Raw genomic sequence first — 15,089 nt, 5'->3', positions numbered from 1 at the left:
ATACGGCCCGAACCGAAACAAACCACGGCGGCGGCCCCGGTTGCCTGCCAGCAACTCCAGGCCGCGCCGATACCTTCGACGATGTAGGCCAGGCCACCGGGCAGCAGTTCGCCCACGGTGAAAGAGCCTTGCACCGGGCAGCCCGGCAGGTTCAATTTGCCGGGCTTGCCTTTGGCCTTCAGCCGGGCGGCCACATCGGGCGGCGCAATGAATTGCAGGCTCGATATGCTGCCATCGGCGCGGTTGACGGGCACCACCAGGCTACCGGCCATCGGCTCGCCACCGATAAGCAGGCCATCGCCAGCGGGCAGCACGCGCAAGCCGTCCAAAGGCACCCCGGCGGCCTGCTTTTGCGCGATGTAGGGATGCTGTGCTGTTGCGGCTTCGCAGCGGCCCCATACATCGGCAGGGCTCATGCCTGGGGCTGGCTGGCGCGGCGGCTCCGGTTTCTTTTTCAAAATGGCGGCGTAATCAATGCGCGGCTGTTGCTGGCGCTTGTCGCCTTCGCTCCACCCGGCATCCCGTGCCAAAAGAAACAGAGTACCGGCACCGGTTCCGCCATCGGCTTTGATGGTGCGGAACGCGGCTTGCACGTCGCGGGTTCCAGCGTAGTTGCCTGCGGTCGAACTCCACGCGTCGAGCGCGTCAACGGTCACACCGGCAGCAATGGCGGCGCGGCCTATCTTGTGCCAGGTCTCGCGGTCGCAGCCTGCATCAAGAAAGTGCAGCGCATCATGGGCACGGTCAAGGTCGTTAACCATTGGCGCACTCCTTTTCCTGCTCATGCGCCAGCCGGATAAGCGCGACAACCCCGGCGCGGTCACGCAGCTTGATGGTCGGGAACTCAGCCAGAATCAAACGCTGTCCAGCATGGTCGAACCGGGCCACCTCAAGCGCCAGATTCATAGACACACCACCGGATTTAACAAGGTCGTTCAGTTCCTCGCAGCCGTTGCGGCGAACCTTCAAGGCGTTAAAGAACATGCGGCGCGATATTCCGGCAGCGGTGCAAAGCTGTTGCGCGGTCGGGTGCAGGTCTGCACTCATGCTGCACCTCCTTCAAATAATCCCCACTGCCCCGGATGCGGGCGGGTCTTTCTGGCGGAGTTTGCAATGTCAGCTTTGCGCCGGGCTTCGGCAGCTTTGGCACGCAAGGCACGGCGGGCGGCTCGCACATCAGCGCACCAGACAGCAGCGCCAGCGGCCATTGCACGGGCCACGGTGTCGGCTGGCAGTGTGTACTCTGAAACCCACGCCACGCGGCCATCACGGCAGCCAGCGGCCTTGTCTGTGCTTTCGATAGTCCAGCCGTATTTGCTCGCCAGGTAGAACACCACAGCAGATAAGCGCGTTGTGCTGGCATCGGCCACGGCGTCAAGGCTTGTTAGTCGCTCATGGTTCAGCAGGCGGGCCAGGACTTCAGCGCATACGCTTGAATGCTTGGCAGGAAAACCACCAGGCACGTTAAAATTCACGCTGTTCAGGGCGCTCGATTCTGCTTTTTGTGGGGTCGGGCGTTTCATTTGGCGCTCCCGGAAAGTTGCACCAGCAGCAAACCCAGCGTTGCACCGGCAGGCAGGCAGCAGACGTAAGGCAGGACGCGCCAGGCCAGCGCATAGATACGGGCCTTCATTGCGCATCCCCCTTGAACTTAGGCAGGTTTGCAATACCGATTTCCAGCACGTTCACCACAGCACCAGCGAAGCCACCGGCAGCACTGTCGAAGTGCTCCAGTTTTGACAAGGCGTAGAGCTTGGCGTGAATAGCGCGGAATGCTTCGGCCTGGGGCTTGCCACGCAGCGCGAAAAGTTCATCTACTAGGTCGAAGCCCATGCCAGCCCCGGCCCGCTCTGACGTGAATTTTTCCTCTTGTTCGGCGGCCAGCGCCAGCAGGGCATTGCCCAATTCCACCAGCCCCAGCGGGCCAATGGGCAGGGAAACGGTTTTCCCGTTGTCATCAGTGGCAATTAGCGTGTTGTCATTGAAAGCCAGCGTGAAGCCGTCAGGATGGCTGTAAACGGTGCGGTTCATGCTGGCACCCCCAGCACGCGGCGCAGTTCAGAGACAGGCCAGGCAAGGCGGCCATTGATACGCACGGGGCGCAATGGGCCATTCTCCAGACAAGCCCATGCCCTCAAGGTCTGGGGGCGGCGGGTCAGCAGGTAGGCGGCGTGCGCTGTATCTACGTTGGGTTTGTTGACCAGTTCCAGCGGGGGAAACTGTTGCGGGGCGGTTTGCATGTCGGTAATCCGGTATCACTGCAAAAGTGCAGCGATATGGATTACTTATCTTGCATATTCATGCAGTCACCCATGCAGGCGCTTGCATCTTCATTTTCCCAATGAAAACGCCCTTCAAATGCAGGCAGTTGCAGGCGCATGCATTAGCCGCGGTGGACTGTAATACCTTCCCTTATGGCACTTTCCCGGCGCTTTAATGCGGCTTTTACGTCCGTCGAAAATGCTTGGCGCGTCACCCTCTCACGGTCTGCAACATCGCCCACGCCATCAGGTAGGCGGCTCAAATAGCTTTTTGGCATAACCAATCCGTATTTCTCGCAAGCCTGAAGGCGGCGGTTTTGTCGTTGCTCTCTTGTCTCGGATGCGCTTACAGTCACCACGGGCGGGGCTGGGGGCTCTGTTGGCACTACTGGCGCGGGGTTATGTTTCTGCAACTCACTTTTGACAATATGTTGAATGGCAACATACAGCGGGTTTTGAGTCGCCGGAGTTGCTGGCACAGTGCTGTTTGTCGCTGGCTGGATTGGTGCAGCCTTGAAACGTGGGAATTTCTCGGGCAATTCCCACCTCATGCTTAAAGCCCATGCGGCAAACTGCGGCAGGCTAACAGTTGCAGTTGCTGGCCCATCCATCAAGTGATTTGGCGGCAGTGTGTCCAGTGACTTTAACGGCCCGGCATGGCTTACAAAAGCGCAGGCCAGCTTTAAGCGTCGCTCAAAATCCTTCCCCGGTTCAGCGTAACCACTTCGCGGCTTTAATGCGCTTGGGTCAATTCCAAGGCTCACGGCCACAGCTTCCGTTAATGTTGCCTTGGGCATGTATGCCCACAATTCCCAGTCCGTACCGGGTAGCGGCAAAGGCTCTGGCTTACTTGTTGGTTTGATACTTGATGCGTTGCCCGGCCCGAAACGGGCTAACGCCTTCAATGTTGAAGGTGAAAGGCCTTTGTCGGCAGAATTGGGAATATGGGGCTGGGGCTGGGGCTTTTGCCTCAAGGCTGAAAGCTGCTCGCCTAATATGTCTCGGGCCATGAGTTCAGCTAAGACATTAGGCTTTTTTGGTTGTTCCATCGGCACCCCTTCAAGGTGTCACTTCATTAAAGAGCCCCAGCAGGTCGGTGAAGGTTCCGACTTTTCGGCCCGGTTTCGAAGCGGGCCTAGCTGGGACAAAAACTGATTTACGCGGCTTGCACCACGCGAAGCGCACCGGGCGCGGCCAGGGCGTCAAACTTCACCCCGGCCTGTTCCAGAATCCACGCTTCAATCTTTTCATGGTGAACGCGCAGCAGGTCAAGCGGGCGTACGGTGTAATGCTTTTCAGCCGTCGCGCTGGGTTTGTGTCCCATCACTTGCGCCACCACCCCGGCGGGCACCTCAAGCCACTCTGTCAGGCTCTTGAACGAACGGCGCAACCCGTGCAGCGTCAGCCCCTCGATACCGGCCACGGCGCAGGCTTCCCCGTGTTGCTTGCGCGGGATGGTCAGCACGCCACCGGCAGCCGTCAGGCTAGAAAAAACCCATTCATTGCGGCGGGGCAGGGCGTGCAGCAGATGCGAGACATACGGCGTCAACGGTATCACCCGCTCGCCTTCCACCTTGTCGCGGATGGTCAGGCCGCGCCACTTTGTATTGATTTCATCCCAGCGCAGCGCCAGCACTTCGCCAGGGCGGGCACCGGTCAGCAGCAGCGTTTGCAGGTAGGCGGCAATCACCGGGTTTTGCACTTGGCGCACGGCGTCAAACCAGACGGTCAACTGCTCGCGCATGAGTGCATCCTGTTTGATACCGGCTTTGCCCAATGCTTCGCGGGTCTTTTTGGTCTTGGCTGGGTTCACGCTTGGCAGCACTGGTGCATATTGGGGCTGTTCAGCGCACCAGCCTAGAAACGCTTTCAGGCAGCGCCACGCCAGCCGGGCAGGGGTTGGGCGCGTCTTTGTCTCACGGGCGGCCCATGCCTCGATAGTGGGCGCGTTCAGGTCACGCAGGGGCAGCGCCAGCAGCGGATAGAGCGGCCCGGCAATGGTCATGCCCCGGCCACGGGTTCCACGCTTGGCAACTTCGCCCCCGGCCTTGCTCAGTGTTTCATGGTCTTTGTAGTGGCGTTCGCCCCATTGCGGGCGTCTAGCCTCAAGGTAGGCGCTCCAGACTTCGCCCACGGTCACAGCATGGGCAGCGGCGGCGCTTGCCTTCACGGCCTTGTCTGCCTGTTGCTGGCGCTCTACCTCTCGCGGGTCGGTTCCCCCGTCCAACGTCACGCGCAGGCGGTTTGCTTCATTGCGGGCGGCTTCAATGCTCCAGGCCCGAACGTCGCCAATGGTGCGGCGGATGGTTTGCCGGTTCAGCTTGGCCTCAAAAACGTAGGACTTGGCACCGGCAGCCGTCACACGCACGCGCAGGCCGGGCGCTTTCGTGTCACGCATGAAGGTTTGCAGCTTGCCAGCCGGGCAGGCCAGGCGCTCGATTAAACCGGCGGTCAGGTCTTGCGCTTCGCTCAGGTCTGGCGCGTCTGTTTTCTTCGGTCTTGCCATCGTTCAGCCCCGTTTTCATGTAGCCACCATGTAGCCAGATTCCGGCCCATGTAGCCACCATGTAGCCACTTTTACCCCATTTTGGGGAATATGAATCAACACTCAAACCCTGAAAATGTGTCGTAAGCTGTTGATTTATATTGAGTATAGCAACAACAATCAACGGTAATGAATATTAATTAGTTCGGACTCTTAATCCGTAGGTCGCGAGTTCGAATCTCGCAGAACCCACCAGTTAGCCCTTATGGGATATAGAAAGCCTGCCATTTAATTGATAGCAGGCTTTTTTCATTCATGGCCCGGTGACAGTCTGGTTACGGTTTTCTGCTTCATGAGCCGATTTTGAATCGCTCACCACTGCTCGCGTCGATACTGTCACCGCTGACTATCACCAAATTCTGGGCCGATTACTGCACCTCAATGTTCGCACTGGCATGCTTGGGTGGGAGATGCCACGATTGCAGACGCCATTCTGGACCGCGTGATGCAGCGAAACCACCGCTTCACCCTGACGGGCGCGTCTCTACGGCAAAACGCAAAAGCCCAGCAAAAAGGAGATCAATCCGGACCCATCGTGACCGCTGCCCTACAATTTTAAGTGCGCAACACTTCACGCTGCGCGACCGGTCACGATCGCCGGAATACGCACTTGTGCAAACGAAGCCGATATGGCGAGAATTCCGCGCCCTTTGGTCGACCGCTTCATCGACTGGCTTTGTTATGCGGCTTGAATGGATAGAGCTGAGCTGAGACAATGGAGGCATGAGCGAAGTACTTTCCCAATCTCCCCTTTCCCCTGTTGCCCCTGCAAAACCTGCGCCGCGCGTAGGTTTTGTCAGTCTGGGCTGTCCCAAGGCCCTTACTGACTCCGAGCTGATTTTGACGCGGCTCAATGCCGAGGGCTACCAGACCTCCAAAACCTTCGAAGGTGCCGACCTGGTCATCGTCAATACCTGTGGCTTCATTGATGATGCAGTCAGAGAAAGCCTGGACACCATTGGCGAGGCGCTGGCCGAAAACGGCAAGGTCATTGTCACAGGCTGCCTAGGCGCGAAGACGGGCGATGGCGGCGGCAATCTGGTGCGCCAGATGCACCCCAGTGTGCTGGCGGTCACCGGCCCGCATGCAACGCAGGAAGTGATGGACGCGGTTCATTTGAACCTGCCCAAGCCGCATGATCCTTTTGTGGATCTGGTGCCCAATGCCTTTGGCATCGCCGGCATCAAGCTCACGCCTCGGCATTATGCGTATCTTAAGATCAGTGAAGGCTGCAACCATCGCTGCACCTTTTGCATCATTCCGTCCATGCGCGGCGATCTGGTTTCGCGGCCTGTTGGTGATGTCCTCAATGAGGCGCGGGCTTTGTTTGAAGGCGGCGTCAGGGAGTTGCTGGTAATTAGTCAGGACACTTCCGCCTATGGTGTCGATGTCAAGTACCGTACCGGTTTTTGGGATGGCAAGCCGGTCAAGACACGGATGCTTGAATTGGTCCAGGCGCTTGGTGAAATTGCCGCGCCCTTTGGCGCCTGGGTGCGCTTGCATTACGTCTACCCGTACCCCAGCGTGGACGAAATTCTTCCGTTGATGGCCACCGGCAAGGTGCTGCCTTACCTGGACGTGCCTTTGCAGCACAGTCATCCGGATGTCTTGAAGCGCATGAAGCGTCCGGCCAGTGGAGAAAAGAATTTGGAGCGAATTTCGCGCTGGCGTGAGATGTGCCCGGAAATCGTCATTCGCAGTACCTTCATTGCCGGCTTTCCTGGTGAAACCGAAGCTGAATTCGAGCATCTGCTTGATTTCATGCGCGAGGCAAAAATTGACCGTGCCGGCTGTTTTGCCTACAGCCCGGTTCAAGGCGCCACCGCCAACGACATTCCCGGAATGCTGCCGATAGAGGTGCGCGAGGAACGCCGCGCGCGCTTCATGGCCGTTGCCGAGGCCGTGTCAAGCCAGAAACTCCAGCAGCGCATTGGGGCGACCATGCAGGTGCTGGTTGACCATGCGCCTGCCTTGGGACGAAAGGGCGCAACGGGAAGGTCCTATGCCGATGCGCCCGAGATTGACGGCGTTGTCAAGTTGCTGCCGCCCGAAAAAATCAGCAAGACCATGAAAGTTGGCGAATTCACGCGTGCCCGCATCGTGGGCGTGCAGGGTCATGACCTGATTGGCATGCCTGTCTGAGGTTTTTCAGTCGCTGTGTTTGACATCATTTCCTGTGTCCGCAGGAAATGGAGCAAGTGCCAATATCGTGCAGGCGAAAAAAAAGCTACTGCGTTAACAGTAGCTTTTTTAACTTGGGTAATTTTGGTGCCCGGGAGAGAACTCGAATCTCCACATCTTGCGATACACGGACCTGAACCGTGCGCGTCTACCAATTCCGCCACCCGGGCACAGCAAGCAGTTTAACATTACATTTAGGGCCCATCTGGCATGCAACCTAACTATTTCTAAAATTTCGAAAAAACTTTCGTCACCGACTTCGTTGCTGATTGAATTGAGTCGGAATTTTTAATTCCTGAATCAGATAAAGCGTTCCATTCGGTGCAACACCGGCTTTTCACAAATCGCGGCTAGTATCTGGTTTTAAACTGATACAACCATAGACAGAACTGGCTAATTTTCATTCCCAACGCGCATTGGCTGGACAGTCTTCACCAGCGCGATCTCATGAAAGAGACTTTTTATCAAAACAAATCTTCCCAATTCTGGCGCCACCGCTGGACTCCTCGCTGAATTCGAGGGCATTGTGTCTGGTCATCGCGAGGGCCATGGATTCGTCCAGCGAAGCGACGGCGAGGCGGACATCTACCTGCCGCCCAACGAAATGCGAGCCGTGTTGCACAACGACCGTGTTAAGGCGCGCATCGTGCGGCATGACCGCAAAAACCGGCCTGAGGGCCGCGTCACCGAAATCATCGAGCGCTCACCCAACCCGATCATTGGCCGCCTGCTGCAGGAAAGCGGCGTCTGGCTCGTGGCGCCAGAGGACAAGCGTTACGGCCAGGATGTGTTGATTCCCAAAGGCGCAACCGGTACCGCCAAGACTGGCCAGATCGTGGTCGTGCAGCTGACCGAGCCACCAGCCCTGTTCGGGCAACCGGTGGGACGTGTCACCGAAGTGCTGGGTGAAATCGACGACCCGGGCATGGAAATCGAAATAGCCGTGCGTAAATACGGCGTGCCGCACATATTCAGTGACAACGCGCTGGGACTCGCTCGCGCCTTGCCTGATGCGGTCCGCCCTGTCGACAAACAGCATCGCGTTGACCTGACCGATATTCCGCTGGTGACGATCGACGGTGAGGATGCGCGCGACTTTGACGACGCGGTGTACTGCGAGCCCGTGAAGGTGGGGCGCGGCAAGGGCTGGCGCCTGCTGGTGGCGATTGCCGATGTCAGCCATTACGTCGAGACCGGCAGCGCAATTGACATTGATGCCTATGACCGCGCCACCAGCGTGTATTTTCCACGCCGCGTGATTCCCATGCTGCCCGAAAAGCTGTCCAACGGCTTGTGCTCGCTCAACCCGCATGTCGAGCGGCTGTGCATGGTCTGCGACATGCTGGTCAATGCCAAGGGTGAAGTTCACGCCTACCAGTTCTACCCGGCCGTGATGCTCAGCCAGGCGCGCCTGACTTACAACGAAGTGGCGGCGATCCTGGGTAATACGCGTGGGCCGGAAGCGCAGCAGCGCAAGGCCATCGTGCCGCACCTGCTGCATCTGCATGAGGTGTACCAGGCCTTGCTCAAGGAGCGGGGCATGCGCGGTGCGGTCGATTTTGAAACGACTGAAACCCAGATCGTCTGCGACGAAGTCGGCCGGATCGAGAAAATCATTCCGCGCACGCGCAATGTGGCGCACCGGGTGATTGAAGAGTCGATGCTGGCGGCCAATGTCTGCTCTGCCGACTTTATTGCGCAAAGCAAGCACACGGCGCTGTTCCGCGTCCATGAAAGCCCGACGCCCGAGAAAGTCGAGCTGTTGCGCAACTATCTCAAGGCTGTTGGCATCGGCATGGCGGTCAGCGACGACCCGGCGCCAGGCGAGTTCCAGCAGATCGCCATGGCGACCAAAGACCGGCCGGACGCGCAGCAGATCCACTCGATGTTGCTTCGTTCCATGCAGCAGGCGATTTACACGCCGATGAACGCAGGGCACTTCGGCTTGGCCTACGAGGCCTACACCCACTTCACCAGCCCGATCCGCCGCTATCCCGACCTGTTGGTGCACCGGGTGATCAAGGCGATCCTGAAAAAGACGAAATACCAGCTGCCGGTATTGCCCACGCCGGGCGAGGCGCAAGCCAAGCTGTCCAAACGGCTGGCTGCGCGTGTCAAGGAGCCGACCGAAAAGCCGAAGAAAGCCAGTGCCGACCAGCTGGCTTGGCAGGCAGCCGGCTTGCATTGCAGCGCCAACGAACGCCGTGCTGACGAAGCCAGCCGTGACGTGGAAGCCTGGCTCAAGTGCAAGTACATGCGCGAGCATCTGGGCGAGGAGTTTAGCGGGGTGGTCACGGCGGCCACCAGTTTCGGGGTTTTCGTGACGCTTGACGCCATGTACGTCGAAGGCCTGGTGCACATCACTGAACTGGGCGGCGAATACTATCGCTTTGACGAGGCGCGTCAGGAATTGCGCGGCGAGCGCAGTGGCATGCGCTACGCGCTGGGCACCCGGCTGCGCGTGCAAGTCAGCCGCGTCGATCTCGATGGTCGGAAAATCGATTTCCGCCTGGTGCACGAAGGCGAGGACAAAGCTGGGCTGGTGAGCCGGGCCATGAAAGACAAGGCCGGTGGCGGTGCTGCGGGCGAATTGCTCTTGCAGGATCGCGGCGCCAGCTCGCGGCGCGGCGGGCGTGACGCGGAAAGCAATAGCCGCCAGGCTTCGTCTGACAGGGCAGCGCCTTCGCAGTCCCGGGCGCGTAAGTCAGCGGCGAAAAAACCAGCTGTCGGCGCGGGACCGAAACAGGGCAAAAAGCCTCGTCGCTAGGACACCATGAAATCTTGCATGCACCAACCCGGCGGGCATCTATGCTGATCCGAATCCTGTCTTTCCTGCTGGAAACTGCCTTTTTCGTACTGATTGCCGCAGCGCTCCTGCGCGCCTGGATGAACTGGCTGCGTGTCAGCATGACCGGCCAGCCTGGCAGCTTCGTGATGGCCTTGAGCGACTGGCTGGTCAAGCCGCTGCGTCGCTCCCTACCCAAGGCGTGGACCCAATCGCGCGTGGATTGGGCCAGCGTGCTGGCGGCGATATTGATGGCGCTGGCCTATGCGGCGCTGGTGGGCTTGCTGTTTGGCGCCCTTAGCAATATGGGCGAAGACGGGCTGGATTGGGCGCCGGGTGTTCTTCTCATGCTGCCCGTGATTGCCGTCAAGATGCTGCTTCGGGTCGCGCTGCAGACGCTGTTCATGCTGGTGCTGGGCTATGCCATCTTGTCCTGGGTCCAGCCCGGATCGTCGGTATATGGCCTGCTGGCCCGGCTGACCGAGCCACTGCTGGCACCGTTCCGGCGGGTGATTCCCGCCATCGGTGGCGTTGACCTGTCGGCGCTGGTCCTGCTGGTCGTGCTCCAGATCGGCATGATGGTCCTGGTTTAGGCCGCCTGCCATCGGGCAAGCCTTGACGCGCTCAAGGCCATGCCTGGCCGGATTGCGGCCCAGGTGTCAGCCCTGTGGCCATGCTCGAACACGGCGTTTTTGGCCGCATTCTGACTGCTCTGGCCGCGGGCCAGGAAAGCGCCGATCAATCCTGCCAGTACATCTCCAGTGCCCGCTGTCGCCAGCAACGCATTGCCGGTGGAGTTGACCCAGGCAGGTTGTCCCGGCGCGGCAATGATGGTCCCCGAACCCTTGAGCACCACCACGCAGCTGAACCGTTCGGCAAGCTGATGGGCGGCGTCCAGCCGGTCTGCCTGCACTGCCGCAGCGCTGCTGCCAATCAGGCGGGCCGCTTCGAGCGGGTGGGGCGTGAGCACCGTGCTGTAGCCGCGGCCATGCCGGGCCTTGAGCTGGGTTTGCAGTTGCGGGTCGGTGGCCATCGCATTGAGTGCATCGGCGTCCAGCACCAGCCGCCTGGTTGTTGACAGCACTTTTGCAAGAACGGACGCGACCGAACGGCCGCCGCCGCAGCCGCACACCACGACCTGATTGACCATGTCCAGCGCGTCTGGCGAACGGAACATGAATTCAGGCTGCCCCGTGTCAACGCTCAGGCCGGGCGCATCGCCCAGCAGGCTCACGAACACCCGGCCGGCGCCCGCATGCAGGGCAGCGCTGGCGGCCAGCAATGCTGCCCCGGTCATGTGCGTGGAGACGGTCGATTCGCCTCCGATCACCGCAACATCGCCAAAGCTGCCTTTGTGGCTGGCATGCGCTGCCTGCGCCCGCAAAGTCTGGCTGGCGCGGTCGGCCCCGAGCAGCCAGGCGCAGGGCTTAGCAGGGAATGCATGGCCGGGAAGGCTGGCGGCGCTGATCCCGAGATCATCAAACCAGATCTCGCCTGCGCAGTCCCGTCCGCTGGCGGTGAACAATCCCGGTTTCAAAGTTAATAAACTCAAGGTAAAAATACGGTTTGCGCTTGCTGTATAAGCGTTAGCAGCTATGTTTTTAATAGTTGATTTGAAGCTTGCTGCGCCGGTATCAGCATTCAGCCCGGTCGGAACATCGACCGACAGCCGCAGCGCCGGACTGCATTCCATGGTTTCCAGCCACTGCTGCATCAGCGCGCTTCCGGGCCGGGCCGGATCAAGTGCAGCGCCTATGCCGAGCAGCGCATCAATGCACACATCGAAGCCTGGCGGCGGCTCGCTGGCCATGGCAACGCCTGCAGCCAGTGCCCGCTGGCGCGATGCCTGGGCATCCGGTGGCAATTCAGCCTTTCCGGACGGCAAACCGGTCCAGGTCACGACGACATTCTTTCCCCACTGGTGCAGGTGCAGCGCCGCCTCAAAGCCATCGCCACCGTTGTTGCCCGGACCGCACGCGATCCAGATGCATCGGGCATGCGGAGCCAGTGCCAGCGCCAGACGCGCAACCGATAGTCCGGCACGCTGCATGAGCGTGTGCGGGGCAAGCTCGCCGGCCATCTGCTGCTCGATCAGGCGGGTACCGGCTACGTCGTGCAACGCATGGCTTGAAAGGCTGGAGATTTTCTGCATCCCGGCATTGTGCGGGTTTGCCGGTATTTTGGGCATTCCCGCAGCGGTCGCCCTGCCGAAAAGGCATAAAAAAAGCCCGGCGGACCGGGCTTCATCAAAATAGGGACTGCTGCGCAAGCGCTTCAGGCGTCGGGCGGAATCCTGAGAACCTGGCCCGGATAAATCTTGTCCGGATCGCTCAGCATGGGCTTGTTGGCCTCGAAAATCTGGGTGTATTTGTTGGGCGTGCCGTAGAACTGCTTGCTGATCTTGGACAGGTTGTCGCCGCTCTCAACCACATACATCTGCGATTCTGGCGAACTGCTGGCGACGGTCATCATGTCCTTGACCGCAGCCACCTTTTCCACGTTGCCGCAGCACAGCAGCACTTTTTCCTTCGTAGCCTGGTCGGGCGCCACGCCGGAAACCGTCACCGTACTGCTGGGCGCATCAAAGCTGACCTGCAGGCCTTCGACCTTCAGGCCCTGGCTGTTGATGTAGGCGGAAATCGCATCGCCTGCGGTCTTGCTCAGCGCAGCCACGTTTTCGGGCGTGGGTTTTGCTGCTGCGGCTTCCTGAGCCGCCTTGGCTTCGCCGCGACCCAACAACTTCTCGCCGGCTTCCTTGATAAAACTGAACATGCCCATGGGTTCTCCAATCAAAATAAGTCGCCCGGTGCGACATGCCCGGGCTGGAATCACTGTAAAGCCTTATCCCGCCTGAACCGCAACATCTCTGTTGCAGAATCTGTAGGACAAGTCCGCATTGCCGTCGGGTTTTTATGTCGGACAAAGGTAAACCCGATTGAACCCGCGGGCTGTTTTTTTTGCTAAAAAAGCCGTTTTCCGCTTTACTGGCGGACTCCAACTGCTATCAGTTTTATATTTCGGGAGCGAGCGCTGTCTCGACCTGAAGCGCCAGGTCCAGCACGCCATCGTCATGCAGCGCCGCATGCCACAGCATCAGGCCGACCGGCAACTGGCCCGGCGTGTGGCAGGGAATGGAAATGGCGCAGCCGTCGAGCATGTTGACCACCGAGGTGTTGCGCAGCAGGATCGAATTGATGCGGAAGAATTCATCATCGTTGTGCAGCACGCTGGCAATCGACGGCGCGACGATGGGCACGGTTGGCGACAGCACGGCATCAAAGTCATGCAGCCGCGCCTCGATGCGCGCAATCCAGTCCTGGCGCGCTGCCAGCAGGTCGATGTAGTCGGCGGCGCTCATGCGGGCGCCGCGCAGGATGCGAAGCGCAACGCGCGGGTCGTATTGCGCTTCGTACTCGGCCAGCAGCTTGCGGTGCCAGGCGTGGCTTTGCGCCGCTGACAGCCCGCCCGTAGCGTTGATGGCGGCCAGTTCGGCGAGTTCCTCCAGCGCTATCTCTTCAATCCGGGCGCCAGCCTGGCGCAATAACCGCAGGCTTTTTTCGAATGCCGTGGCGACCGTGCTGCTCAGCCCGTCCTGCATCATGGTGCGCGCGACCGCCAGCCGGCACGATGACAGCGGCTTGCCGGCCAGCAGGACGGTTCGCGCCGACAGGATTTCATGCACCGTCACCGCATCGCGCACCGAGCGGGTCAGCGCGCCTACCGTGTCGAGGCTGGTCGAAAGCGGCACCGCGCCGGCCAGCGGGACCAGGCGCGCGGTGCTCTTGAAGCCGACGATGCCGCACAGCGCTGCCGGAATCCGCAGCGAGCCGCCGGTGTCGGAGCCCAGCCCCACCAGCGCCGCTCCCGTGGCGACAGAGACGGCCGCACCTGACGACGAGCCGCCCGGTATGCGCTCGGTCTCGGTATCCGACGGGTTCACCGGTGTGCCGTAGTGCGGATTGAGGCCGACACCTGAAAAAGCAAACTCGACCATGTTGGTGCGGCCCACCAGTACCGCGCCCGCCGCGCGCAATCGCGCCACGGCGATGGCATCGGCCAAGGCGGGCGGTGCTGCGGCCAGCACGGTCGATCCGGCCATCGTGACCTGGCCCGCCACATCGAAAAGGTCCTTGACCGAAACCGGAATCCCGGCCAGCAAAGAGGCCGGATCGCCGCTGGCACCCTGGGACGATGCGCTGGGCTCGCTGTGGGCTTGGGCGGGCATAAAGGCATAGCGGCACGCGTTTCCCAAAGCAATGGCCGCTGCCTGCGCAAGGATTTCTTCGCTGCTGGTCTGGCCGTCCTGCACGGATTGCCGCGCCGCGTGAAGGTCGGTCAGGGATAAGGGTGTGTACGGGTTCATGGGGTGGGAATGTTATACTCAGCGGGCTCTGCTAATGGCGACGGTCTCGCTTGCAGGGCAAATCGCAAATCAGCCACACAAGGTGTTGTCCGGAAATCCTTCCGGCAATAAGCGCTGGTTTTAGAAACAACCTTTGGAGTTATGAATTATGTCTACGAACATGCGCGAAATGCTGGAAGCCGGCGTCCACTTTGGTCACCAAACCCGCTTCTGGGACCCAAAAATGGCCCCCTTTATTTTTGGCCATCGCAACCGTATCCACATCATCAACCTGGAAAAATCGCTGCCGATGTTCCAGGAGGCGATGAAATTCGCCAAGCAGCTGAGCGCCAACAACGGCACCATCCTGATGGTCGGCACCAAGCGCACCGCCCGCGAAACCGTTGCCGCCGAAGCGCAGCGCGCCGGCATTCCCTACGTTGACCAGCGCTGGCTGGGCGGCATGCTGACCAACTTCAAGACGGTCAAGACCTCGATCAAGCGCCTCAAGGAAATGAAGGCCCAGCAGGAAGCAGGCTTGGACACGATCAGCAAGAAAGAACAGCTGACCTTCAAGCGCGAAATCGAAAAGCTTGAAAAAGACATCGGTGGTATTCAGGATATGACCGCTTTGCCGGACGCCATCTTCGTGATCGACGTCGGCTTCCACAAGATCGCGATTCTGGAAGCCAAAAAGCTCGGCATCCCGCTGATTGGCGTGGTGGATACCAACCATTCGCCACTGGGCATCGACTATGTGATTCCCGGTAACGATGACTCCTCCAAGGCTGTGGCGCTGTATGCCCGTGGCATCGCGGACGCCGTCATCGAGGGCCGCGCCAGCGCTCTGGAAAAGGTAGTCCATGGCGTGCAGGACGAAGGTTCGGATGAATTCGTCGAAGTGGAAAACGCCGCCGCCTGATGGGCATTGGCCTTGCGCCAAACGTGAAAAAGGGGCTCGCGTAGCCCCTTTTT

Annotated in this window: 15 protein-coding genes and 1 tRNA gene; 5 read left to right on the top strand and 11 right to left on the bottom strand. The window is 60.0% G+C overall.

Going from position 1 to position 15,089, the window contains the following annotated elements; genetic code table 11:
- The 7 genes from ACP7AD_RS15645 to ACP7AD_RS15615 form a co-directional block, all read right to left on the bottom strand.
- Nucleotides 1-761: PriCT-2 domain-containing protein (locus ACP7AD_RS15645; protein WP_426166207.1), on the bottom strand; the 761-nt coding region annotated here is incomplete at its 3' end.
- Complete coding sequence (locus ACP7AD_RS15640) at nt 754-1,047, bottom strand: hypothetical protein (protein WP_426148623.1); 294 nt, start codon at nt 1,045-1,047, stop codon at nt 754-756. The genes ACP7AD_RS15640 and ACP7AD_RS15645, both read right to left, overlap by 8 nt.
- Nucleotides 1,044-1,523, bottom strand: a complete 480-nt coding sequence (locus tag ACP7AD_RS15635) for a helix-turn-helix domain-containing protein (RefSeq protein WP_426148624.1) — start codon at nt 1,521-1,523, stop codon at nt 1,044-1,046. The genes ACP7AD_RS15640 and ACP7AD_RS15635 overlap by 4 nt, the downstream gene beginning before the upstream one ends.
- 106 nt (nt 1,524-1,629) lie before the next feature.
- Nucleotides 1,630-2,031 (bottom strand): hypothetical protein, encoded by a 402-nt coding sequence (locus tag ACP7AD_RS15630; protein ID WP_426148625.1) that lies wholly within the window; start codon nt 2,029-2,031, stop codon nt 1,630-1,632.
- A complete protein-coding gene (locus ACP7AD_RS15625) occupies nt 2,028-2,240 on the bottom strand; it encodes a hypothetical protein (RefSeq protein ID WP_426148626.1) in 213 nt (70 codons plus the stop codon). The genes ACP7AD_RS15630 and ACP7AD_RS15625 overlap by 4 nt, the downstream gene beginning before the upstream one ends.
- Nucleotides 2,241-2,383: 143 nt before the next feature.
- Nucleotides 2,384-3,310 carry a hypothetical protein gene (locus tag ACP7AD_RS15620; RefSeq protein ID WP_426148627.1) on the bottom strand — a complete coding sequence of 309 codons (927 nt, stop codon included), beginning with the start codon at nt 3,308-3,310 and terminating at the stop codon, nt 2,384-2,386.
- A 107-nt stretch (nt 3,311-3,417) separates the two neighbouring features.
- Entirely contained in the window at nt 3,418-4,767 is a 1,350-nt protein-coding gene (locus ACP7AD_RS15615; protein ID WP_426148628.1) for a tyrosine-type recombinase/integrase, read from the bottom strand.
- A 406-nt stretch (nt 4,768-5,173) separates the two neighbouring features.
- Between ACP7AD_RS15615 and ACP7AD_RS15610 the strand changes: the two genes are divergently transcribed.
- Nucleotides 5,174-5,365 carry an ATP-binding protein gene (locus ACP7AD_RS15610; RefSeq protein ID WP_426148676.1) on the top strand — a complete coding sequence of 64 codons (192 nt, stop codon included), beginning with the start codon at nt 5,174-5,176 and terminating at the stop codon, nt 5,363-5,365.
- 164 nt (nt 5,366-5,529) lie between these two features.
- Nucleotides 5,530-6,948, top strand: coding sequence for a 30S ribosomal protein S12 methylthiotransferase RimO (rimO, locus tag ACP7AD_RS15605; RefSeq protein ID WP_426148629.1), 1,419 nt, complete (start codon nt 5,530-5,532; stop codon nt 6,946-6,948).
- Between the two features lie 124 nt (nt 6,949-7,072).
- Here rimO and ACP7AD_RS15600 read toward each other — a convergent pair.
- Nucleotides 7,073-7,157, bottom strand: a tRNA-Leu gene (locus tag ACP7AD_RS15600).
- Between the two features lie 356 nt (nt 7,158-7,513).
- Between ACP7AD_RS15600 and rnr the strand changes: the two genes are divergently transcribed.
- Nucleotides 7,514-9,754: a ribonuclease R gene (gene rnr / locus ACP7AD_RS15595; protein ID WP_426148630.1), complete on the top strand. Its 2,241-nt coding sequence runs from the start codon at nt 7,514-7,516 to the stop codon at nt 9,752-9,754.
- A gap of 41 nt (nt 9,755-9,795) precedes the next feature.
- Nucleotides 9,796-10,365 (top strand): YggT family protein, encoded by a 570-nt coding sequence (locus tag ACP7AD_RS15590; RefSeq protein ID WP_426148631.1) that lies wholly within the window; start codon nt 9,796-9,798, stop codon nt 10,363-10,365.
- Here the strand turns inward: ACP7AD_RS15590 and ACP7AD_RS15585 are convergent.
- From ACP7AD_RS15585 to ACP7AD_RS15575, 3 genes are all read right to left on the bottom strand, one after another.
- Nucleotides 10,362-11,924 (bottom strand): NAD(P)H-hydrate dehydratase, encoded by a 1,563-nt coding sequence (locus ACP7AD_RS15585; RefSeq protein WP_426148632.1) that lies wholly within the window; start codon nt 11,922-11,924, stop codon nt 10,362-10,364. The two genes, ACP7AD_RS15590 and ACP7AD_RS15585, sit on opposite strands and share 4 nt — an antisense overlap.
- A 122-nt stretch (nt 11,925-12,046) precedes the next feature.
- The gene (gene lysM / locus ACP7AD_RS15580) at nt 12,047-12,550 is read right to left on the bottom strand and encodes a peptidoglycan-binding protein LysM (protein WP_426148633.1); all 504 of its coding nucleotides are present in this window, start codon (nt 12,548-12,550) and stop codon (nt 12,047-12,049) included.
- A 232-nt stretch (nt 12,551-12,782) separates the two neighbouring features.
- Nucleotides 12,783-14,135, bottom strand: a complete 1,353-nt coding sequence (locus tag ACP7AD_RS15575) for an amidase (RefSeq protein WP_426148634.1) — start codon at nt 14,133-14,135, stop codon at nt 12,783-12,785.
- A 148-nt stretch (nt 14,136-14,283) separates the two neighbouring features.
- Here ACP7AD_RS15575 and rpsB point away from each other — a divergent pair, with 148 nt between their 5' ends.
- A complete protein-coding gene (rpsB, locus tag ACP7AD_RS15570; protein WP_426148635.1) occupies nt 14,284-15,036 on the top strand; it encodes a 30S ribosomal protein S2 in 753 nt (250 codons plus the stop codon).
- Nucleotides 15,037-15,089 lie beyond the last annotated feature (53 nt).

It is taken from the genome of Polaromonas sp. DSP2-3-2b2, from assembly GCF_049895905.1.
GTDB lineage: Bacteria > Pseudomonadota > Gammaproteobacteria > Burkholderiales > Burkholderiaceae_C > Polaromonas.
Note: the sequence above shows the minus strand (reverse complement) of the source record. Positions and strands in the feature narration are given on the sequence as shown.